19 protein-coding genes are annotated in these 20,999 nt (G+C 72.3%); 6 read left to right on the forward strand and 13 right to left on the reverse strand.

The window, feature by feature from the left end; translation table 11 throughout:
* Window positions 1–172: 172 nt before the first annotated feature.
* Together purU and AB0P24_RS39930 are read right to left on the reverse strand one after the other, a co-directional pair.
* A complete protein-coding gene (purU, locus tag AB0P24_RS39925; RefSeq protein ID WP_365802922.1) occupies window positions 173–1,057 on the reverse strand; it encodes a formyltetrahydrofolate deformylase in 885 nt (294 codons plus the stop codon).
* A 95-nt stretch (window positions 1,058–1,152) separates the two neighbouring features.
* Window positions 1,153–1,653, reverse strand: a complete 501-nt coding sequence (locus tag AB0P24_RS39930) for a hypothetical protein (protein WP_365802924.1) — start codon at window positions 1,651–1,653, stop codon at window positions 1,153–1,155.
* A gap of 118 nt (window positions 1,654–1,771) precedes the next feature.
* Between AB0P24_RS39930 and AB0P24_RS39935 the strand changes: the two genes are divergently transcribed.
* Complete coding sequence (locus AB0P24_RS39935) at window positions 1,772–3,088, forward strand: ABC transporter substrate-binding protein (protein WP_365802926.1); 1,317 nt, start codon at window positions 1,772–1,774, stop codon at window positions 3,086–3,088.
* 147 nt (window positions 3,089–3,235) lie between these two features.
* Here AB0P24_RS39935 and AB0P24_RS39940 read toward each other — a convergent pair whose 3' ends face one another.
* The gene (locus tag AB0P24_RS39940; protein WP_365802928.1) at window positions 3,236–4,885 is read right to left on the reverse strand and encodes a hypothetical protein; all 1,650 of its coding nucleotides are present in this window, start codon (window positions 4,883–4,885) and stop codon (window positions 3,236–3,238) included.
* Between the two features lie 198 nt (window positions 4,886–5,083).
* A complete protein-coding gene (locus AB0P24_RS39945; protein ID WP_365802930.1) occupies window positions 5,084–6,469 on the reverse strand; it encodes a transcriptional regulator in 1,386 nt (461 codons plus the stop codon).
* A gap of 274 nt (window positions 6,470–6,743) precedes the next feature.
* On the opposite strand from AB0P24_RS39945, the gene AB0P24_RS39950 reads away from it, so the two are divergent.
* The 3 genes from AB0P24_RS39950 (at window position 6,744) to AB0P24_RS39960 (ending at window position 10,015) form a co-directional block, all read left to right on the forward strand.
* A complete protein-coding gene (locus tag AB0P24_RS39950) occupies window positions 6,744–7,406 on the forward strand; it encodes a bifunctional DNA primase/polymerase (protein ID WP_365802932.1) in 663 nt (220 codons plus the stop codon).
* A gap of 246 nt (window positions 7,407–7,652) precedes the next feature.
* Window positions 7,653–8,426, forward strand: coding sequence for an ABC transporter ATP-binding protein (locus tag AB0P24_RS39955; RefSeq protein ID WP_365802934.1), 774 nt, complete (start codon window positions 7,653–7,655; stop codon window positions 8,424–8,426).
* Window positions 8,423–10,015: a transporter gene (locus AB0P24_RS39960; protein WP_365802936.1), complete on the forward strand. Its 1,593-nt coding sequence runs from the start codon at window positions 8,423–8,425 to the stop codon at window positions 10,013–10,015. The genes AB0P24_RS39955 and AB0P24_RS39960 overlap by 4 nt, the downstream gene beginning before the upstream one ends.
* Before the next feature lie 100 nt (window positions 10,016–10,115).
* Here the strand turns inward: AB0P24_RS39960 and AB0P24_RS39965 are convergent, their stop codons facing one another.
* Window positions 10,116–10,976 (reverse strand): alpha/beta hydrolase, encoded by an 861-nt coding sequence (locus AB0P24_RS39965; RefSeq protein ID WP_365802938.1) that lies wholly within the window; start codon window positions 10,974–10,976, stop codon window positions 10,116–10,118.
* Window positions 10,977–11,478: 502 nt separating this feature from the next.
* Window positions 11,479–12,171 (reverse strand): metal-dependent transcriptional regulator, encoded by a 693-nt coding sequence (locus AB0P24_RS39970; protein ID WP_181808690.1) that lies wholly within the window; start codon window positions 12,169–12,171, stop codon window positions 11,479–11,481.
* A 306-nt stretch (window positions 12,172–12,477) separates the two neighbouring features.
* On the opposite strand from AB0P24_RS39970, the gene AB0P24_RS39975 reads away from it, so the two are divergent.
* Window positions 12,478–13,233 carry an SIS domain-containing protein gene (locus AB0P24_RS39975; RefSeq protein ID WP_365802940.1) on the forward strand — a complete coding sequence of 252 codons (756 nt, stop codon included), beginning with the start codon at window positions 12,478–12,480 and terminating at the stop codon, window positions 13,231–13,233.
* Window positions 13,234–13,241: 8 nt separating this feature from the next.
* Here AB0P24_RS39975 and AB0P24_RS39980 read toward each other — a convergent pair whose 3' ends face one another.
* The 4 genes from AB0P24_RS39980 to pdxH form a co-directional block, all read right to left on the reverse strand.
* Entirely contained in the window at window positions 13,242–14,663 is a 1,422-nt protein-coding gene (locus tag AB0P24_RS39980; protein ID WP_365802942.1) for a PAS domain-containing protein, read from the reverse strand.
* A gap of 140 nt (window positions 14,664–14,803) precedes the next feature.
* Window positions 14,804–15,250 (reverse strand): GNAT family N-acetyltransferase, encoded by a 447-nt coding sequence (locus tag AB0P24_RS39985; protein WP_365802944.1) that lies wholly within the window; start codon window positions 15,248–15,250, stop codon window positions 14,804–14,806.
* The gene (locus AB0P24_RS39990; RefSeq protein ID WP_365802946.1) at window positions 15,247–15,645 is read right to left on the reverse strand and encodes a RidA family protein; all 399 of its coding nucleotides are present in this window, start codon (window positions 15,643–15,645) and stop codon (window positions 15,247–15,249) included. Before AB0P24_RS39990 ends, AB0P24_RS39985 begins: the two co-directional genes overlap by 4 nt.
* Window positions 15,646–15,976: 331 nt before the next feature.
* Window positions 15,977–16,687, reverse strand: coding sequence for a pyridoxamine 5'-phosphate oxidase (gene pdxH, locus AB0P24_RS39995; protein ID WP_365802948.1), 711 nt, complete (start codon window positions 16,685–16,687; stop codon window positions 15,977–15,979).
* A gap of 127 nt (window positions 16,688–16,814) precedes the next feature.
* Between pdxH and AB0P24_RS40000 the strand changes: the two genes are divergently transcribed.
* Window positions 16,815–17,915, forward strand: a complete 1,101-nt coding sequence (locus tag AB0P24_RS40000) for a citrate synthase 2 (protein ID WP_234541509.1) — start codon at window positions 16,815–16,817, stop codon at window positions 17,913–17,915.
* Between the two features lie 119 nt (window positions 17,916–18,034).
* Here AB0P24_RS40000 and AB0P24_RS40005 read toward each other — a convergent pair whose 3' ends face one another.
* Genes AB0P24_RS40005 through AB0P24_RS40015 form a run of 3 tightly spaced genes read right to left on the reverse strand, consistent with a single transcriptional unit; the run spans window position 18,035 to window position 20,963 of the window.
* Window positions 18,035–18,649, reverse strand: coding sequence for a TetR/AcrR family transcriptional regulator (locus AB0P24_RS40005; RefSeq protein WP_365802950.1), 615 nt, complete (start codon window positions 18,647–18,649; stop codon window positions 18,035–18,037).
* Window positions 18,637–19,371, reverse strand: coding sequence for an enoyl-CoA hydratase family protein (locus AB0P24_RS40010; RefSeq protein ID WP_365802952.1), 735 nt, complete (start codon window positions 19,369–19,371; stop codon window positions 18,637–18,639). Before AB0P24_RS40010 ends, AB0P24_RS40005 begins: the two co-directional genes overlap by 13 nt.
* Complete coding sequence (locus tag AB0P24_RS40015) at window positions 19,368–20,963, reverse strand: 4-coumarate--CoA ligase family protein (protein ID WP_365802954.1); 1,596 nt, start codon at window positions 20,961–20,963, stop codon at window positions 19,368–19,370. Before AB0P24_RS40015 ends, AB0P24_RS40010 begins: the two co-directional genes overlap by 4 nt.
* Window positions 20,964–20,999: the final 36 nt, after the last annotated feature.

Below are 20,999 nucleotides of genomic sequence, written 5' to 3' on the forward strand. Positions count from 1 at the left end.
GCAACGCGGGCAACATCACCGCGTACTGGAAGGGGTACAAGGAGTACGCCGGTGACGGCATCTCCACCCGGACGCCCCGCATGTGGGGTTGCGCGAACGGCCCCCACGCGGCTGCACCCGCCGTACGACGGGACCCCCCCCCGCCCCTGGGGCGAAGCCCCTCGCGCGGCTGTCAGCCGAAGACGACCGTCCGCCGGCCGTTGAGCAGGATGCGGCGCTCCGCATGCCACTTCACCGCCCGCGCCAGCGCCTGGCACTCCACGTCGCGGCCGATCGCGACCAGCTGGTCGGGGGTGACGTCGTGGCCGACCCGTTCGACCTCCTGCTCGATGATCGGGCCCTCGTCCAGGTCGGCCGTGACGTAGTGCGCCGTCGCGCCGATCAGCTTCACGCCCCGCGCGTGCGCCTGGTGGTACGGCTTCGCGCCCTTGAAGCTCGGCAGGAACGAGTGGTGGATGTTGATGATCCGGCCGCTCAGCTGCTTGCACAGGTCGTCCGAGAGGACCTGCATGTAGCGGGCCAGCACCACCAGCTCGACGTTCTCCTCACGGACGAGGTCCAGCAGCCGTGCCTCGGCGTCGGCCTTCGTCTCCTTCGTCACCGGGATGTGGTGGAAGGGGATGTGGTACGAGTCCACCAGCTCCGCGAAGTCGGTGTGGTTGGAGACCACGGCCGCGATGTCCACCGGGAGCGCCCCGATGCGGGCGCGGAAGAGCAGGTCGTTCAGGCAGTGCCCGAACTTGCTGACCATGAGGACGATGCGCATCCTCTCGTCGGCCCGGTTGATCTGCCAGTCCATGTGGAAGGAGTCGCCGATCGCCGCGAAGCTCGCCCGCAGCTTGTCGACCGTCACCGGCGCGTCGGCCGAGAAGTGCACGCGCATGAAGAACAGACCCGTGTCGTGGTCCCCGAACTGCTGGCTGTCCTCGATGTTGCAGCCGGTCATGAACAGGTAGCTCGACACGGCGTGCACGATGCCCTTTTTGTCCGGGCAGGAGAGCGTGAGGACGTACTGGTCGGCCGGGGCGGCCTGGGCTCGGGTGGACTGATCGGTCATGCACCACAGAATCTCATGCCCCGCTCACCCCGGCCGCCGCCGTCCGCGACGCGGACCGGCCGGGCCGGGACCCGCCGGACCAGGACCGACCGGGCTCAGGCCGCCCGCGTCATGATCCGCAGCACCTCGAGGCTGCGCGGCGGGATGTCCGGCTCGTCGCCGTCGCTCACCGCCAGGCGTATGTGCGCGTCGCGGGCCGCCCGGACCGCGTCCGGCCACGCCTGGTGTTCGAGGTACGCGGAGACCGGCGCGTCCGGCCCCACCTGGTGCATGATCCGCAGCACCCGCAGCACGGCGGTGTCGACGAGCGCCGCCTCCTGCGAGTCGCGGAATATCGTCCCGACGTATTTCTCCGCGGACCAGTTGTCCAGCCAGGTGTCCTCGACCAGCCGGTAGACCGCGTCGGTCACGTCGCCGTACCCGTCCTGACCGGCCAGCCAGACGTTCCGCTGGAAGTCCGGGTCGGAGAGCATGTGCAGCGCGGAGCGCACATTGCTGCGCCAGCGCCACCACGGCATGTCATTGAGTGGCATGCCGCCCATGGTGGAGGAGCGACGGCCGCGACGGGAAGAGTTCTCCGAACCTTGCACGGTCATCGATCGTACGTTCCTCGTCACACCCCTTTCACCACACCCCTGTAATTCACCTGTGCGTCACCCGTCGTCGACCGTGGGTCACTTCCTGGTTTGTGGTGTGACGGAATCGTGCGTGTCCATGACCGGCAGGCGCCCCATCTTCAGCACCACCGTCAGCAGCGTCCTCCCCACCACCCACCGGCGTGTCAGAGCCACCGCCCTGTCCGCGGCGGCCATGACGGCCTGCGCGTCACTCGCAGCCGGCTGCGGTGTCGTCCCAGGGATGTCGACCTCGACGGACGACACGATCAAGGTGATGACCTGGGCGCCGCAGGAGACCAGCGCCACCAACAAGCCCGGCATGCCCGCCATGGCCTCCGCCTACGTCAAATGGATCAACTCCGAGGGCGGCGTCAACGGCCGCAAGCTCAAGCTCGTCACCTGCAACGACCACAACAGCAGCGTGGGCGCCGCGGCCTGCGCCCAGCGGGCGGTCGACGAGGACGTCGTCGCCGTGGTCGGCTCCTACAGCCAGTTCGGCGACTCCTACTTCCCCGCGCTGGAGGGCGCGGCCATCCCCTACATAGGCGGCTACGGAGCGTCGAACCAGGAGTTCACCAGCCCAGTCTCCTACCCGGTCAACGGCGGCTCGCTCACCCTGCTCGCCGGACTCGGGGAGGCGCTGGCCGACTCCTGCGGCCCGGTCACCCTGGTCCGCCCGGACAGCATCGCCGGCGACCAGCTGCCCCAGTTGCTCGACTCGGGTCTCACGGCGGGCGGCCACGCCAAGGCGATCGACCAGCTCGCGGCCGAGGACCTCAGCGAGTACGACCAGCAGTCGCAGAAGGCGCTGGAGAGCGCCACCTCGGACGCGCCGAAGACGGGCTGTGTGGTGCCCGAGCTCGGTGACCGCACGGCCACCTTCATGGACAACTTCCAGCGGGCCCGCAAGGGTTATCCGGCGGTGAAGACGGCCGCCGAGGTCGGCAGCGTCGACCAGACGGTGATCAACTCCACCGGCGGCGCGGGCGGCCCCTACGAGGGGTCGTACATCACCGGCTGGTACCCGGTGGCCTCGGACTCACGCTGGGACGAGATGAAGAAGGTCATCAGCGAGGAGGCCTTCGGCGACAACCGGATCGACCCGGCCGACGCCGGGGTGCAGACCACCTGGATCGCCTACAAGGTCCTCACCGCCGCGCTGGAGAAGATCGGCGACGGCGAGATCAGCGCCGACACTGTGCGCCGCACCCTCAACGACGGCCTGAAGGTCTCCACCGGCGGCCTCACCCCGTCCCTGTCCTGGCCCTACCAGGGCGAGCTGGCCGCGGCCGGCTTCGCCCGGCTGGTCAACGCCGACGTGAACGTCCAGACGGTCAGGGGCGGCCTGCTGCGGTCGGCGAACAAGCAGGCCCTGGACATGACCAAGATCCTGGAGAACGCCGACCTCAGCTGACCGGCCGATCGCACGCGACCGGCCGGTGCGTGACCCGCACGTGCGTGACCCGCCCGTGCGGGACCCGCCCGTGCGGGACCCGCCCGTGCGGGACCCGCCCGTGCGGGACCGGCCCGCACGTGACCGGCACGTGCGGGCCGGCTGTCGTCACAGCTGGGTCGGCTGCCGCTGGGTCAGTCCGTACTTGCTCGCGATCGTGTTCCACAGCGCGGCCGCCTTCACCTTCTGGCTGCTGGCGGTGCCGCTCTCGCGGTTGCCGGCGGCGGTCTGGCCGGTGGTGCGGGCCTGGCCCTTGTGGCAGCCGTGCTTGCTCTTGACCTGGTCGGCCCAGGCGGCGTAGTGGTTGTCGGCGTTCGCGGAGGCCTGCCAGGCCCGGGTGAGGGCGGTGCTCAGCTCGGCGTTGTTCGGCAGCTTGTCGACGGACAGCTGCGAGAGCCGGGTGACCAGCTGGGTGCGCTGCTGGGCGGCGTCGCGCAGGTCGGAGGCGGAGCCGTCCAGGTTCTCGCACTGCTTAACCTGGGCGACGGCGCTGATCACCGAGGCCCGGCTGCTGCCGCTGTCGGCGAGCAGCTTGTCCAGGGCGACGGCCTGCGCCTTCGCGGGGTCGGCCGCGGCCGACGAGGACCCGCCGGTGGCCGAGGCGGAGGCGGCGACCGTCTTGTTGCCGTCGTCCGACCCCCCGCCGCCGCTGAGCAGGGCACCGGCGCCGACGCCGAGCACGACGATGCCGATCCCGACGGCCGCGATCAGCGGCACCTTGGACCTGTTGCGGCCGCCCCGGCCGCCGCCGTCACCGTCGTCGGCGTGGCCGAACGACGCGGGGGGCGGGGTGTACGCCGGCGGCTGCTGGTAGCCGCTCTGGGGCTGGGGCTGGAAGCGCGGCATCTGGGCCGTGGACGCGGCCGGGGGCTCGCCGCCCGGCGCGCTGCGGAAGAGGTTGTCGAACTCGGCGGGCGGCTGCCGGTCGCCGCCGTCCTGCGGGCCACCGGAGACCGGGTACGGCGGGATGTACTGCGTGGCCTCGGCGTCGGAGTGCGCCGCGGGGGCGGCCTGGTGGCCGGGGAAGGCGGTCTGCCCGTGGGAGATCTCCGGCGGCAGCGCACCGGGTCCCACCGGCGGGATCAACTGGGTGGCGCCCTCGGAGGCCGCCGGCACCGGCGGTATGTACTGCGTGGCGCCCTCGTCCACCGGCGCGGCCGGCACCGGCGGTATGTACTGGGTGGCCCCCTCGTCGGCGGGCGGCAGCGCACCGCCGTAGCCGCCGTGTCCTCCCTGCGGGACGGCGGGCGGCAGCGCGGCGCCCTGGGCGCCGTAGGGGTCGTGGCCGCCTGCCGGGGGCAGCGGGGCGCCGTACGACTGCTGGGGCTGGGCGGCGCCGTAGCCGTACGACTGCTCGTAGCCGCCGCCGTACGACTGGGCCGGCGCCTCCTCCGGCGGAAGCGGGCCGGCGCCGGGGGACTGGGCCCGGGCCGCGTGGTTCTGGGCCGCGTGGTTCTGGGCCGCGTGCGACTGGGCGTTCCAGGCGGGCGGCAGTGGCTGCGGCGGCTCAGGGTCGGCCCACTCCTGGCCGGCCGCCTGCGGCCAGCCCTGCCCGGGCGGCTGGTCCTGCGGGCTCTGCTGCCGGCCGGGGCCCCACGGCTGGCCCCAGGACTGGCCCTCGGGCGGCGCGGCGGCCGGGGCGGGCGGCTGCGCGACGGGGACGGGGCTGCCCGTCATACCCGGCAGCAGAGGCTCGCCACCGTCCGAGGGCAGCACGATGCCTTCGCGCGCGGGCTCGCCCTGTCCACTCTGCGTCACCGGGACTCCTACTAATGGGGGACCTTGTGAATCAGGCTCACGCTACCGGGTCACCTCAGCAGGGTGCCACGTGGCCAGGGGCGCGATCTTGGTCCCTGTGACAGCAGTAACAAAACCGCCCCGCGGTGCGCTGTACATGCCGCCTTCCGACGGGAGAGCGGGGTTTCCCACCCGTTCACGCGACCGCGGGGCAGGAATTCACGCGGCCGCCCGCAGATCCAGGCGCGCGCCGAACTCCCTGACCACAGGTTCGTCCCGGAACGGCTCCAGCCGCTGCTGGAAGTCCTCCAGGTACTCCGCCCCCCGGTTGGAGCGGACCGTCTCCAGCAGTTCGACCGCCTTCGTCCCGGTGGCACAGGCCTGTTCGATCTCCCGCTGCTGCACCTGCGCTGTGGCGAGGAGCACATAGCCGATCGCCCGGCGCCGGGCCCGGGTCTCCGGGTGTCCGTCCAGCGACTGCTGCGCGCACCTGGCGGCCGCCTCGGCCTGGCCCAGGTCGCGATGGCAGTGCGCCAACTCGTCGGCCAGGTAGGCCTCGTCGAAGTGCCTGATCCACGCCGGGTCGTCCCCGGACGCCGGATCGGCGGCCTCCATCGCCGACACCGCCCGCCCCGACGCCAGCTGCGCCGCCCGCGCATCGCCGAGCAGGGCGTGGCCGCGGGCCTCGGCCGCCAAGAACATGGCCTCCGCGCGCGGCGTCACGCGACCACGTGCCCCTTCCTGCGCCGCCCGCGCCAACTGGGCGATCTCGCGCGGGTTTCCGAGCTGCGCGGCGAGGTGGCTCATGGAGGAGGCGAGCACATAGCCGCCGTAGCCACGGTCGCCGGCCGCCTGCGCGAGACGCAGCGACTGGATGTAGTACCGCTGGGCCAGCCCGGGTTGGCCGGTGTCGACGGCCATGTACCCGGCCAGTTCGGTGAGCCGGGCGACGGCGGCGAACAACTCCCGCCCCACGGACTCCCGGTAGGAGCCGGCCAGCAGTCCGGAGACGACGCTGTTGAGGTAGTGCACGACGACCGGGCGCACATGTCCGCTGCCGAACTGGTGGTCGAGGTCGGTGAGGGCCTGCGTCATCGCCTTCACGGCCGCGACGTCCGACTGCCCGACCCGCGGCCCCGCCTGCCGCGCCACCTGCGCGTCCGGCGCCGAGATCAGCCAGTCCCGGCTCGGCTCCACCAGCGCGGACGCGGCGACCGAGGAACCGGACAGGAAGTCCCGGCGCCCCACGTCACTGCGCCACAGCTCGCAGACCTGCTCGATGGCCCCGAGCACCGTCGGCGAGAACTGGAGACCGACACCGGAGGCGAGGTTCTTGCCGTTGGCCATGCCGATCTCGTCGATCGTGACCGTCCGGCCCAGCTTGCGCCCCAGCGCCTCGGCGATGATCGCGGGCGCCCGGCCCCGCGGCTGCTGGCCGCGCAGCCAGCGCGCCACGGACGTCTTGTCGTACCGCAGGTCGAGACCGTGCTCGGCGCCGCACATGTTGACCCGGCGGGCGAGCCCGGCGTTCGAGCACCCCGCCTCCTGGATGAGCGCCTGCAACCGTTCGTTCGGCTGCCGCGCGACAAGCGGCCTTGCGGCCATGGCGTACCCCCTGCGAACTCCCTGTAGGGAAAAGATCCGGCCTTTACGATCACTGCCCAGCGGACATACCGAAAATGCGGGACATGCGAGGATTGCCGGGTAAACGCGGCGGAACTGCGGCTGCGGCCGCCGCCAACCCCCCATGTCTGACTACCCGCTCACGCCCCGGCTCCTCCCGCGCGCCCCCACACATGCATCCATGCGCCCCAGTTACCGAGAGGATGCTCCTCCCCCGCGCGCGCTACGCCCGTAACTCCAGGTGGGCGCGGGAGTTGTGTTGAGCGTGGAAGAGACGATCGTCGGCACCGAAGCCGCTCAGATTCCGAAGCAGCGCGGGGAATCGCTGCTGGACACCGCCGTACGCTACGCCGAGGAGCGCCACTGGGACGTCTTCCCGGGCACCTGGCTGGAAGCGGTCGAGGGGGTGCAGCGCTGCTCCTGCGGGGAGGTCGCGTGCGCGGCGCCCGGCGCGCACGCGGCGCGCCCGGACTGGGCGACGCAGGCGACCGGTAGTGCGACGGTCGCGCGCCGGATGTGGCAGAAGCAGCCGACGGCGTCGATCCTGCTGCCGACGGGGCGGACCTTCGACGCGCTGTCCGTCCCGGAGACGGCGGGGTTTCTCGCGCTGGCGCGCATGGAGCGGATGGAGCTGACGCTGGGGCCGGTGACGCTGACCCCCGACCGCCGGATGCAGTTCTTCGTACTGCCGGGCGCGTCGGCGAAGGTGCCGGACCTGGTACGGAAGCTGGGCTGGTCACCGGCGTCACTGGACCTCACGGCGCTGGGAGAGGGCGCGTATCTGCCCGCCCCGCCCACCCGGTACGGCTCGCGAGGGGCGGTCCAGTGGGTCTGCCGGCCGACGCCGGCGAACCGGTGGCTGCCGGATGCGGAGGAGCTGATCTCGCCGTTGGCCTATGCGTGTGGCCGGGATCGGTAGCGCGCCTACTGGGCTGCCGGGTGCTGTGTCGTGCGCGGCCGCGGGCCCATCGTGGCTGATCGCGCAGTTCCCCGCGCCCCTTACGGGGCGCTGCACAACCGTCTCTCCTCAGCCGCGGGCAGTCGTGCCGCTGGGGCGGCACGGGTGGGCGCGGGCGGCACCCGGCAAGCGCCGGCAAGCGTCCCCACCCCCACCTCAGCCCCCCACTCGCACCCTCGGAACTCTCCGCCCCCATAGGGTTGGCCCATGACCGATGCCGTGCGTGTTCGTGGGCTGTGGAAGCGGTTTGGGCAACAGGTGGCCGTCGGCGGGATCGACCTGTCGCTGCCCGCCGGGAAGTTCGTCGGACTCGTCGGGCCGAACGGCGCCGGCAAGACCACCACCCTCTCCATGGTGACCGGGCTGCTGCGCCCCGATCAGGGCCTGGTCGAGGTCGTCGGCCACGACGTGTGGCGGGACCCGGTGGCCGTGAAGGCCCGCATCGGTGTCCTCCCCGAAGGCCTCCGTCTCTTCGAACGGCTCTCCGGACGCGAACTGCTCGGCTACTCCGGCCGGCTGCGCGGCCTGCCCGGCGCCGAGGTCGACAAGCGGGCCACCCAGCTCCTGGACGTCCTCGACCTCGCCGGAGCCCAGCACAAACTCGTCGTCGACTACTCGACCGGCATGCGCAAGAAGATCGGGCTCGCCGCCGCTCTCCTCCACAACCCCGAAGTCCTCTTCCTGGACGAGCCGTTCGAGGGCGTCGACCCGGTGTCCGCGCAGATCATCCGGGGTGTGCTGGAGCGGTACACCGCCTCCGGCGCGACCGTCGTCTTCTCCTCCCACGTGATGGAGCTCGTCGAGTCGCTGTGCGACTGGGTCGCGGTGCTGGCGGCCGGCCGGATCCGCGCGACGGGGACCCTGGACGAGGTGCGCGGGGCGCATCCCCACCTCCAGGCGGCGTTCCTCGAACTCGTCGGGGCGAGCGGCCGGGACACCGCCTCCGACCTTGACTGGCTGGGCGGCGGGGCGGCCCGATGACCGACGTGACCGCCACCGTCGTACGGCTGAAGCTGTCGCTGCTGCGCAACGGGCTGCGGCAGTCCGGCGGCCGGCGGGCCGCGTTCGTCGTGTCGGCGGTCCTCGCGCTGCTGTTCGCGGCCCTGCAACTGCTGGGCCTGATCGTGCTGCGCGGGCACGCGCACGTGGACGCGGTGGCGGTGCTGGGGGCCGCCGTGCTGGCGCTGGGCTGGGCGGTGATGCCGTTGTTCTTCCCGGGCGGCGACGAGACCCTGGACCCGACCCGGCTGGTGATGCTCCCGCTGCGGCCCCGGCCCCTGGTACGGGCCCTGCTGGCCGCCTCGCTGGTCGGCATCGGCCCCCTGTTCAGCCTGCTGGTGCTGGTGGGCTGCGCGGTGTCGGTGGCGCACGGCGCGGCCGGCTACGGCGCCGCGGTCGTCGCCGTGGCCCTCGCACTGCTGGTCTGTGTGGCCCTGGCGCGCGCGGTGGCCGCCGCGAACGTACGGCTGCTCAGCAGCCGCAAGGGCCGTGACCTGGCCGTCCTGAGCGGCCTGGTGATCGCGGTCGGCGCGCAGCTCGTCAACTTCGGTGCCCAGAGCCTCGGTTCGGCCGGGCTCGGGCAACTCGCGCCGGTGGCCGACGTGGTGCGGTGGCTGCCGCCCGCGTCGGCGATCGGCGCGGTGCGGTCGGCGAGCGAGGGGTCGTACGGCACGGCGGTCCTCCAGCTCGGCCTGGCCCTCGCCGCGCTGGCGCTGCTCGTCGGCGCGTGGGCGCGGACGCTGACCCGGCTGATGACCTCACCCGACGGGTCCACCCTCCAGGCGCCCGACACGGCCGCCCGGAGCCGTTACGCCGCGGACGGCGGCCTCGGACGGCTGCTGCCCGGCGGACGCACCGGTACGGTCATGGCCCGCAGCCTGCGCTACGTCTGGCGCGACCCCAAGACCAAGGCCGCCTGGGTGACCTCGCTGGCCATCGGCCTGATCGTGCCCGTCTTCAACGCCTTGCAGGGCACCGGTTCGATCTACTTCGCGTGCTTCGCCGCGGGGATGCTCGGCATCCAGATGTACAACCAGTTCGGGCAGGACTCCTCCGCCTTCTGGATGGTCGCGATGACCATTTCGTCCGCCGGGGACGCCTACGCCGAACTGCGCGGGCGGGCGCTGGCCCTGCTGCTGATCACCCTGCCGTACGCCACGCTGGTGACCGTCCTGACCACGGCCATGCTGGGCGACTGGCCCAGGCTGCCCGAGGTGCTCGGCCTCTCCTTCGCCCTGCTCGGCGCGATGCTGGCGACCGGCGCCTGGACCTCCGCCCGCTTCCCCTACTCCATCCCCCAGGAGGGCCACCGCAACGTCGCCCCCGGCCAGGCCGGACTCGCCTGGATCGCCATCTTCGGCGGCATGGTCGCGGCCGCCCTGCTGTGCTCCCCGGTCATCGCCCTGACGATCGCGCTGAACGTGAGCGCGGGGGGTGAGGAGTGGACCTGGCTGCTGCTGCCGGTGGGGGCGTTCTACGGCGCGGGGATCACCTGGGCGGGGCTGCGTCTGGCGGCGCCGCGGACAGCGGCCTGCTTGCCGGAGATACTGCTCGCCGTCAGCAAAGGCTAGGTGCGGCGCCCCGTGAGGGGCGCGGGGAAGTGCGCGCGAAACCACCGCGCGCCCGCGGCCGCCGAACTCGCCCAGAGGACGCCTGCCCGGTAGGCGCTGTTCACTCCCCCACCCGATCAAGAAACGGCTCCACCGCCGCCCGCCAGGCCTCCGGCCGGTCGTAGGGCAACAGATGGCCGGCGTCCGCCACCTCGGCGTACTCCCCCTTCGGCAGCACCCGAACCATCTCCTGCGCCTCCGCCCGCCCCAGCTCCCCGTCCACCCCGCGCACGACCAGCGTGGGGCACGACACCTGGGCCAGCTCCTCCCAGTGCGCGTCGTACACCCAGGTCTCCCGGGACTTCAGCATCCGGTCGGGGTCGAACACGGGCCGCCAGCCGTCCGCGCCCTCGTGCATCACCTCGGCGTAGAACTCCCCGCGCGCCGGGTTCGGCCGCTCCACCCAGGGATCGTCCTCGCCGAACCACTTGCGTACGTCGGCGAGCGTGGCGAAGGGAACGGGCCAGGACTTGAACCAGTCGGCCCACTCGCGCTGCGAGGCCGCGCCGAGCGCGGACGCCCGCATGTCGCAGATGATCAGACCCCGCACCAGCTCGGGGCGCTTCGCGGCGAGCTGCCAGGCGGTCAGCGCGCCCATGGCGTGGCCGATGAGCACGGCCGGCGCGAGGTCCAGCTGCTCGACGGCGGCCGCGGTGTCCTCGATGTACGCCTCGCGGGTGTAGCCGGCCTGCGGGGGCTTGTCGCTCTGGCCGTGGCCGCGCTGATCGAGGGCGACGGCCCGGTACCGCTCGGAGAGCCAGCGGGCGGTGGACGCCCAGTGCGAGGCGCGGCCCATCAGGCCGTGCAGTAACAGCACGCCGGGAACCGAGCGGTCCGCCTCCTCCGTCTTGGGCGGGTCCGCGAACTCCCAGGCGGCGAGGTGTACGCCGCCGGCTCCTGTCACGTCGATGCGCCGTGCCATGGGCCTGGCACCCCCCTAGCTCCGCGTGCCTAGTGTCGCCTCGTACTCACTTCGTGGTGCTTCGGTACCGTTGCAGGCTATCGAACCTCTATTCGAAAATCGGGTTCCGGCGGGCAACACCCCTCATTCGAGTGACCCCTCTTCAGGCATGATCGGCGCCGCCGGGGGGATTTCTTCTGCGGGGGGCGGGCCGCTCGGGGAAAACGGTCCGCGGGGATGACCCTGGGAGCTCGGGGCTCCGGGTCAGCACTGGGGAGGACAGGCCCCGGCACCGCAAGGTGCCGGGGCCAATCCCATGTCCACGTCCTCGGCACATCCTCCCCGCCCCCCTCAGGTCATATGCCTCTCGCGACAGCCTCGCACGCGAAGCGTTCCAGCGCTGCGATTCCGCGCACTGAATCTTGGATTCGACGCGTTCGACACCCACCGGCACGGCCTCGAACAGAGGCATCAACCCCGCCAGGAGCAACGGAAGTTGAACGATGCTCAGCTGCGCCGTCGCTCAGCGCTTGGCGACGAACACGTGGGAGGCGACGTCCGCCTCCAGCTCGGCCGCCTCGCCGCCGCTGCCCACCAGCACCCCGCCGGCCGCCTCCGTCACGCTCACCACCGAACCGGGCTGCACACCCGCCCGCCGCAGCGTGTACATCAGCTGCGCGTCGGTCTGGATGGGCTCGCCGATCCGGCGCACGACCACCGTCTTGCCGTCCGAGCCCGGATCCAGGTCGGCCAGCGACACCATGCTCTCGTCGAGGAACGGATCCGCGCCGTCCTTCTCGCCCAGCTCCTCCAGACCCGGGATCGGATTGCCGTACGGCGACTCGGTCGGGTGCCGCAGCAGCTCCAGGACGCGCCGCTCCACGGCCTCGCTCATCACGTGCTCCCAGCGGCACGCCTCGGCGTGCACCTGCTCCCACTCCAGACCGATCACGTCGACCAGCAGGCACTCCGCGAGCCGGTGCTTGCGCATCACGCGCGTCGCCAGCCGGCGGCCCTCGTCGGTCAGCTCCAGGTGGCGGTCGGCGGCGACGGACACCAGACCGTCCCGCTCCATCCGTGCCACCGTCTGGCTCACCGTCGGCCCGCTCTGGTCGAGCCGCTCCGCGATGCGGGCGCGCATGGGGACAACGCCTTCCTCTTCGAGTTCGAGGATGGTGCGGAGATACATCTCCGTGGTGTCGATCAGTCCGGACATACGTGCCCCTCGATTACCTCGCCGGAAGCCCCGGCCGCGTGCGCTGGCCCTGCCCCCAATTCTGCCGGATCCCACCGACAAGCGGGGGACACCGGAGGAACGGCGGCACGGGCCCCGCCTCCACCCGCGGGCCGGTGGAGGCCGGCCGCACGGCTCCCGCGCCGCTGAAGGGCCGCGCACTTCCCACCCGGATCCCACCCACCCGCACCGAACCCCCGGCCGTATTGACACCGCCCTGGTCCAGACCTGAGGGTGATCGGCGACACAGGCACCGACACCCACGCTGACGCTGCGAAGGGGCCCCGCATGAGCGACGGCACGCCCGCCGACCTGTTCTTCGACGCCGCCATCGGCCTCCTGCGACGGGTCCGCGACGAGGAGGCCGAGGCCATCACCACCGCCGGCACCCTCCTCGCCGACACCGTCACCTCCGGCGGCCGGCTGTTCGCCTTCGGCGCCGGCCACTCCTCCCTCGCCGCCCAGGACGTCGTCTACCGCGCCGGCGGCCTCGCCCTCATGAACCTCCTCGCCGCCCCCGGCCTCGTCGGCGTCGACGTCATGCCCGCCACCCTCGGCTCCCGCCTCGAACGCGTCGACGGACTCGCCACCGCCGTCCTCGACACCTCACCCCTGCGCACCGGCGACGCCCTCGTGATCATCTCCCTGTCCGGCCGCAACGCCCTGCCCGTCGAGATGGCCGTCGAGGCCCGCCGGCGCGGCGTCAAGGTCATCGGCGTGACGTCGGTGGCGTACGCCGCACAGACCACCTCCCGGCACAGCTCCGGCACCTACCTCAAGGACCACTGCGACGTCGTCCTCGACTCGAAGATCGCCGTCGGCGACGCCGAACTCACCCTCGACACCATCCCGGCGCCCTTCGCACCCGCCTCCACGGTCGTCACCAGCGCCCTGCTCCAGGCGGTCCTCGCCACCACCGCGGCCACCCTCGCCGACCGCGGCACCGAACCCCCGCTGCTGCGCTCCGGCAACGTCGACGGCGGCCACGAATGGAACGCCCGCGTGTTCGCGGAGTACCGCGACCGGATCTTCTACCAGCACTGAACGGACCGCTACTGCTGCCGGTCCTCCGCGAGGCGGGCGAGGTCCAGCGCGGTGGCGACGCGGACCGCCACGTCCTCGGCGTACGTCGCGTCCGCGCGCTCGAAGCGGCTACGAGCCGCCCCGCGCAGGAACGTCACCACGCCCAGCGTCCGCCCCCGGCTGCGCAGCACCGCGCACAACGCGTGCACCGCGTCCCCCGGCCACTGCCGGTCCAGCGCCCAGGCCCGCGCCCGGTCCGGCGGCACCGAACCGGCGTCCGCCCGGACACTCCCGGCCCGCGCCACGCACTGCAACGCCGGATGCCCCTCCTCGTAGCGCACCGGCAGCCCCGCCGAGCCCGTCAGCATGCTCGGCCCCGGCGTCCCGGACGGCGTGGCCGCGATCCGCACCAGCCGGACCGGCCCCACCTCCCCGTCGGCCCGGGAACCGCCCACCACCCGGTCGATCACCGCGTGGTCGGCGAACCCGGCCAGCGCGAAGTCCAGATGGACGGTGGCCGCCTCCGCCGGATCCTCGCACTCGGCGGCCGCACGGGCCGCGCGATGCAGCTGGTTCGCCCGGAAGCGCAGCGTCGCCGCCTCCTGCTCGACGTGCTTGGCCTCCGTGACGTCCTGGAACAGCCAGCCGACCCCGAGCGGCACCGGCTCCTCCGCGAGCGGCGACGCCAGCCGCAGGAACCCCGACCGCCAGCAGCGCCGCTGCTCGCCCTCCGCCGTCCGCACACTCACCCACATCTCGGCCGGCGCGGGCGGCGCCCCCTCGGCCAGCACATGCGTCAGCGCGCTCTCCAGGTCCTCCACACCCAGCGCGAGCAACTCCCCGAGCGGCCGCCCGAGCGCCGAAGTACGCCCGATACCGAGCGCCCGCGCGGCATACGCGTTGACCACGGCGGGCCGCAGATCGGCGTCCACGACCACGACACCCCAGGCCGCGTCCTCGAACAGCGCCTCGCTCAGCGCGATCGACCGCTCCAGGTCGATCTGCGCGTGCACCTCGCTGAACGCGCAGTACACGCCCGCCGGCTTCCCGTCCGGCCCGCGCACCGCCGCCGACTGCGTCCGTACGAGCACCCGCCCGCCGTCCTTCGTGAGCAGCGCGAACTCGTGCACCTGCCGCCCCGGGGCGTGCATGGCCGACAGCAACCGCCCCTCGACCTCGTCCGCGTCCGCCTCGCGCACCGCCCACCCGGCGAACCCGTGCCGGCCCACCGCTTCGGCCGCCGTCCACCCCAGGATCCGCTCGGCCTCACGGTTCCAGTGGGTGACGAAGCCGTCCGCGTCGAAGGCACACAGTGCCGCGTCCATGCCGTCGAGCAGCGCGGCGAGCAGGTCGGAGCCACCCGAGTCCTCCGGAGCATCCCGCCCCGGTTCCGGCTCGGGCTCGTCGGGCCCCAGCTCGTCCGTGGCCCCACTACGCCGGGAAGCACTCACCTGGACCCCCATCAGGCTGCGTCCGCACGCACGGCGCGTCGGTTCACTCACTGCCCTTCATTCAACTCGAACGTGACGCAGCCCACACCGTGTTCCCACAAGATTGAGGGAATCGTTGCAAGCCGCCGTCGGCCACCACCTCACAGCGCGAGCCGCAGATCCACCCACTCATCGCTCTCCCCGTCGAGCACATACCGTTCGACCTCGACGAACCCGTACGACTCGGCGAACCGCAGCCCGCCCTCGTTGACGGCCAGCACACACGTCTCGACAGCGTCGACCTCGACACCCGGCACGCGCGCGTGCCCGAGCGCGTGCTCGTACAGGGCCGTACCGAACCCCCGCCGCCGGAACTCCGGCAGCACCCGCGCGATCACCGTCACCACCCCGTCGGCCACCGGCCGCACCGTGGAACACCCCACCAGCACGTCCCCGTCGTACGCGTTCTCCAGCCGATACCCCCGCGCAAGCCGCTCCCGCGCCTCCTCCGCCGACATCGCGGCAGGCGGCACGACGACGTTGTGCACATACCGCCACTGCTCCAGCGCCTCGTCCCCGTCCACGGGAACCACCCTCAGACCGCTCACGCGCCGTCTCCCGCCGCGCGCCGCGCGTACACCTCGATCTCGATCCTCATCCGGGGATCGGACAGCCCGCACACCATCATCGTCGCGGCCGGCCGCACCTGCCCGAACACCCGCCGCAGCACCGGCCAGCACGGCTCGAAGTCCTCCCGCACCGGCAGCAGGTACCGCACCCGCACCACGTCCTCGAACCCGCACCCGGCCTCGGCCAGCGCCGCCCCGATGTTCCGCAGACACTGCTCGGCCTGTTCGACGACATCGTCCGAGATCGTCATCGCCGCATAGTCGAACCCGGTGGTCCCGGACACATGCACCCAGTCCCCGTCCACCACCGCCCGCGCATACCCGATCTCCTCCTCGAACACCGACCCACTGAGAATCACCCGCCGCTCTGTCATGGCTGGGACGGTAGGGGGTACCGCCGCAGCACGTCACCTTCAAAAAAATCCCTTGAGCACCTTCAGCCGGCTTCGTAGGCTGTGAGGCACACGAGAAGGGAGGTGGTTCGGCAGATGTATGACAACCGGACGCGTGAGGTGGCTGCGGGCTAGCGGCCCGTCACCACACCCAGTGCGGTGCCGGACCAGCATGTGACCGATACATGCAGCCGGCCCAATCCCAGGCAGTCACCCGACCCGCGAGCTCGCCGGTACGTCCGGCCGGCTCCTCCGCCCCGGCGGAGGGACCCGAGCTCGCGGGTCGTCTGCGTTCGCGGGGGCCGCGGGGAGGTCAGGGGCTGAGGCGCTCCACGTGCCAGGTGCCGTCGGGGTCGGCCACGTAGCGGAGGCGGTCGTGCAGGCGGTTCTGGCGGCCCTGCCAGAACTCGACGGTCCGGGGGGCGATGCGGAAGCCGCCCCAGTGCGGGGGGACCGGGACCTGTTCGCCCTCGGGGTAGCGGGCGCTGAGCTCCGCGTAGGAGGCGTCGAGTTCGGCGCGGGAGTAGATGACCGTGGACTGGGTGCTGGCCCAGGCGCCGAGCTGGGAGCCGTGCGGGCGGGTGCGGAAGTAGGCGGCGGTCTCGTCGCGGCCGGTGCGGCGGGCGGTGCCGGTGACGACGACCTGGCGGGCGATGGCGTGCCAGGGGAAGACCAGCGAGACGTACGGGTTCGCGGCGAGGTCCTGGGCCTTGCGGGAGTCGTAGTTGGTGTAGAAGACGAAGCCGCGGGTGTCGTACTGCTTCATGAGGACCGTGCGTGAGCTGGGGCGGCCCTCGGCGTCGGCGGTGGCGACGATCATCGCGTTGGGTTCGTAGATCATGCCGTCGGCGGCGGCCCGTGCGGCCTGTTCGAACCAGCGGGTGAACTGGTCCATGGGGTGGGCGGCCAGGTCGCGTTCTTCGAGTCCCTCGGCCCGGTAGTGCTTGCGCATCGCGGCGGGGTCGAGGATGGGTTCGTCAGAGGCGGCGGCGTCGCGATCGGTCACGCGGTCATCTTGCCGCATGCGCATACGGGTCCGGGGCACATGTGACGCATACCTACTGTGGCACTGAGTGCCGCTGGGCTCCCCAACTATGGCACTCGGGGTTATGGTGCAGTTGCCTCCGCCTACACCCATGAGGAGCCGCCCCATGTCCGACTTCGTACCCGGGCTCGAAGGAGTCGTCGCGTTCGAGACGGAGATCGCCGAACCGGACAAGGAGGGAGGCGCCCTGCGGTACCGGGGCGTCGACATCGAGGATCTGGTCGGGCACGTCTCGTTCGGGAACGTGTGGGGGTTGCTCGTCGACGGGGCCTTCAATCCGGGGCTGCCGCCGGCCGAGCCGTTCCCGATCCCGGTCCATTCGGGTGACATCCGGGTGGATGTGCAGTCGGCGCTGGCCATGCTCGCGCCGGTGTGGGGGCTGAAGCCGCTCCTCGACATCGACGCCGGGCAGGCCCGGGAGGACCTGGCGCGGGCCGCGGTGATGGCGCTGTCGTACGTCGCCCAGTCCGCGCGTGGGCAGGGGCTGGCGATGGTACCGCAGCGGGAGATCGACAAGGCGCACTCGGTGGTCGAGCGGTTCATGATCCGGTGGCGTGGGGAGCCGGATCCCAAGCATGTGGCGGCCGTGGACGCGTACTGGACGTCCGCCGCCGAGCACGGGATGAACGCGTCCACGTTCACGGCGCGGGTGATCGCGTCGACCGGTGCGGATGTCGCGGCCGCGCTGTCGGGTGCGGTGGGGGCCATGTCGGGGCCCTTGCACGGGGGTGCGCCGTCGCGGGTGCTCGGGATGATCGAGGAGATCGAGCGGACCGGGGACGCGGTGGGGTACGTCAAGCGGGCGCTGGACCGGGGTGAGCGGCTGATGGGGTTCGGGCACCGGGTGTACCGGGCGGAGGACCCGCGGGCGCGGGTGCTGCGGCGGACGGCGCGGGAGCTGGGGGCGCCGCGGTTCGAGATCGCGGAGGCGTTGGAGAAGGCGGCGCTGGAGGAGCTCCACAACCGGCGGCCGGATCGTGTGCTCGCCACCAATGTGGAGTTCTGGGCGGCGATCATGCTGGACTTCGCGGAGGTGCCGGCGCACATGTTCACGTCGATGTTCACGTGTGCGCGGACGGCGGGGTGGTCGGCGCACATTCTTGAGCAGAAGCGGACGGGGCGGTTGGTGCGGCCGTCGGCGCGGTATGTGGGGCCGGGCGTGCGGAGGCCTCAGGACATCGAGGGGTACGGGGACATCGCCCACTAGAGGGGGTGGGGCGGCGCGTGGGCGGGTGCGATGCGGCCGGTCGCGCCCACGCGGCGGTAGCCGCGCATCAAGCACTGCCCCGCGCCCCTGAAAACGGCGCTTCGCGCCTGTTTCAGGGTTCAGTCCAGCGTCTCGTCCAGCAGTGCCGCCCACTGGGTCACGACGCGCTCCCGCCGCGCCCTGTCGTCGGTCAGGAGATTGGCCAGGCCCAGGCCTCGCGCCATGTCCAGGAGGCCCTGGACCGTCTCCCGGGCGCCGGCGCGGGATTCGTCGGCGGCCAGGAGGTCGACGGCGATGCGGTGGGTCTCGCGGCCCACGCGGGCCTCCAGTTCCGTCACCCGGGGGCGGAGCTGGTCCTCGTTGGAGGCGGCGACCCACAGGTGGAGGGCGGCGCGGAAGAGGGGGCCGGTGTAGAGGTCGACGAGGGCCGACACGACTGCTCGGCGGTCGCCGGTCGTGCCCTCGGGGAACAGGGCGCGCAGGGCCGTGGAGCGTTCCTCGGCGACGTATTCGACGGCCGCTGTGAACAGGTCCTCGCGGGTCGGGAAGTGGTGCTGGGCGGCTCCTCGGGAGACGCCGGCGCGTTCGGCGACGACGGCGACCGTGGAGCCCGTCCAGCCGTGCTCGGCCAGGCAGGCCACGGCCGCCTCCAGGAGCCGCTGCCGGGTGGCCCGGCTGCGGTCCTGTTTGGGGGCGCGTTCCGCCGTGTTCACACCCGTGTTCACACCACCCACGCCGCGTCCCGTCGTTCGAGGAAGGCTGTCATCCCCTCGCGGGCCTGGTCGGAGGAGAACAGCCGGGCCGAGAGCGCGGTGAGGGTGGCCGCGTCCCGGTCGAATGTCTCCAGCACCCTAGCCGTGAGCAGCCGTTTCGTCTCGGCCAGGGCCTGGGGTGAGGAGCGGCGGAGGCCGTCGAGGACGGGGGCGAGGGCGGTGTCGACGTCGTCGGCGGTGGTGGTGATCAGGCCCAGGCGCACGGCCTCGGGCGGGTCGAAGCGTTCGCCGGTGAGGTAGTAGCGGGCGAGGGCGCGGGGGTCGGTGCGCGGGAGGAGGGGGAGGGAGATCACCGCGGGGGCGACACCGATCCGCACCTCGGTGAAGGCGAAGGTGGACTCGGTGGACGCGGCGGCGATGTCGCAGGCGGCGAGCAGGCCGAGGCCGCCCGCGCGGACGTGGCCGGTGACGCGGGCGACGACCGGTTTGGGCAGCTCGACGATCTGGCGCAGGAGCTGGACGAGGGCGTCGGGGTCGGGCGGGTCGCGCAGGTCGGCGCCGGCGCTGAACGTCCCACCGGTGTGGGTGAGGACGACCGCGCGGACGTCGGGGTCCTTGGCGCAGTCGGTGAGGGCCTCGGCGAGCTCGGTGACGAGGGCGGCGGACAGGGCGTTGCGGGTGGCGGTGGCGTCGAGGCTGAGGGAGGTGACGGCACGCGCGTGTGTCTGTCCGATCAACGTCATGGGCCCTCCTCGGGTTCCCCGGCCTTGGCGAGGGCGCGCAGTTCGCGGCGGAGTATCTTTCCGGAGGCCGCGCGGGGCACGCCGGTGATGAAGGTGACCTTGCGGACGCGTTTGTAGGGCGCGACGCGTTCGGCGACGTACAGCATGGTCTCGTTCTCGGTGAGGTCGGCGGCGGTGGGCTGGCGGACGACGAAGGCGTGCGGGATCTCGTTGCCGTCCTCGTTGTAGGCGCCGACGACGGCGGCGTCGGCGATGCCCGGGTGGGTGAGCAGGAGGGCCTCCAGTTCGGCGGGGGCGACCTGGAAGCCCTTGTACTTGATGAGTTCCTTGACCCGGTCGACGACGAACAGCCAGCCGTCCGCGTCGACGTGGCCGACGTCCCCGGTGTGCAGCCAGCCGTCGCTGTCGATCATGTCGGCGGTGGCGTCGGGGCGGCCGAGGTAGCCCTTCATGACCTGGGGGCCGCGGATGAGGATCTCGCCGGGTTCGCCGATGCCGATGTCCTTCCTGGGGTCGTCGAGGGAGACGATCCGCATCTCGGTGCCGGCGATGAGCTTGCCGACGGTGCCGGGCGGTGCCTGGCGCATGGCGTCGAGGGGGACGACGTGGGTGCCGGGCGAGAGTTCCGTCATGCCGTAGGCCTGCGCGACCGGCGGCAGGCCGAGCCGCTGCGAACAGGCGGCGGCGAGGCGGGCGTCCAGGGGGGCGGCGGCGCTCATGACGTACTTCAGGGAGGACAGGTCGTAGTCGGCGACGGCGGGGTGCTTGGCGAGGGCGAGGACGATCGGCGGGGCGACGTACAGGCCGGTGATGCGGTGGTTCTGGATTGCCGCGAGGAAGGTTTCCAGCTCGAAGCGGGGCAGTACGACGACGGTGGCGCCCTTGCGCAGCGGCGCGTTCATGAGCGCGGTGAGGCCGTAGATGTGGAAGAGCGGGAGGACGGCGAGGATGCGGTCGCCGGGGCCGGCCGGGACGGCGGGTTCCAGCTGGACGAGGTTGGTGGCGATCTGCCGGTGGGTGAGCATCACGCCCTTGGGGACGCCGGTGGTGCCGGAGGAGTACGGCAGGGCGGCGACGTCCTCGACGGGGTCGATGTCGACCTCGGGCTCGGGGGCGGTGGAGCCGAGCATGTCGATCAGGGAGCGGTGTCCGGGCGCGCTGTCGCAGACGAATATCTCCGCTATGCCGCCGGCGAGTTCGGCGGCCCGGCGGGCGGCCTCCAGCAGCGGTGAGACGGTGACGATCCAGCGGGCCGCGGAGTCCTTGAGTTGTTTGGCGAACTCCTCGGGCGTGGCGAGCGGGTGCACGGTGGTGACGGAGGCACCCGCGCGCGTGGCCGCGTAGAACGCCGTCGGGAAGGCGACCGTGTTCGGGCTGTGCAGGGCGAGCACGTCGCCCTTGCGGACGCCGGCGTCGGCGAACGCGGCCGCGATCCGCCGGTGGAACCGGTCCAGTTGTGCGTAGGTGATGGTGGTGCCGTCGGTGCCGTCGATCAGGGCGGGCGCGTCACCGAAGTCGGCGGCCCTGCCCAGTACGGCCTCGTGGATGGGGAGTTCTACGGGCGGAACGTCTGCGTACTCGCTGCGGAACACGGTTCCTCCAAGGCGGCCTTGGGCCTCGATACGACC

The sequence above is a fragment of the Streptomyces sp. NPDC086519 genome (genome assembly GCF_040686075.1).
GTDB lineage: Bacteria > Actinomycetota > Actinomycetes > Streptomycetales > Streptomycetaceae > Streptomyces > Streptomyces shenzhenensis.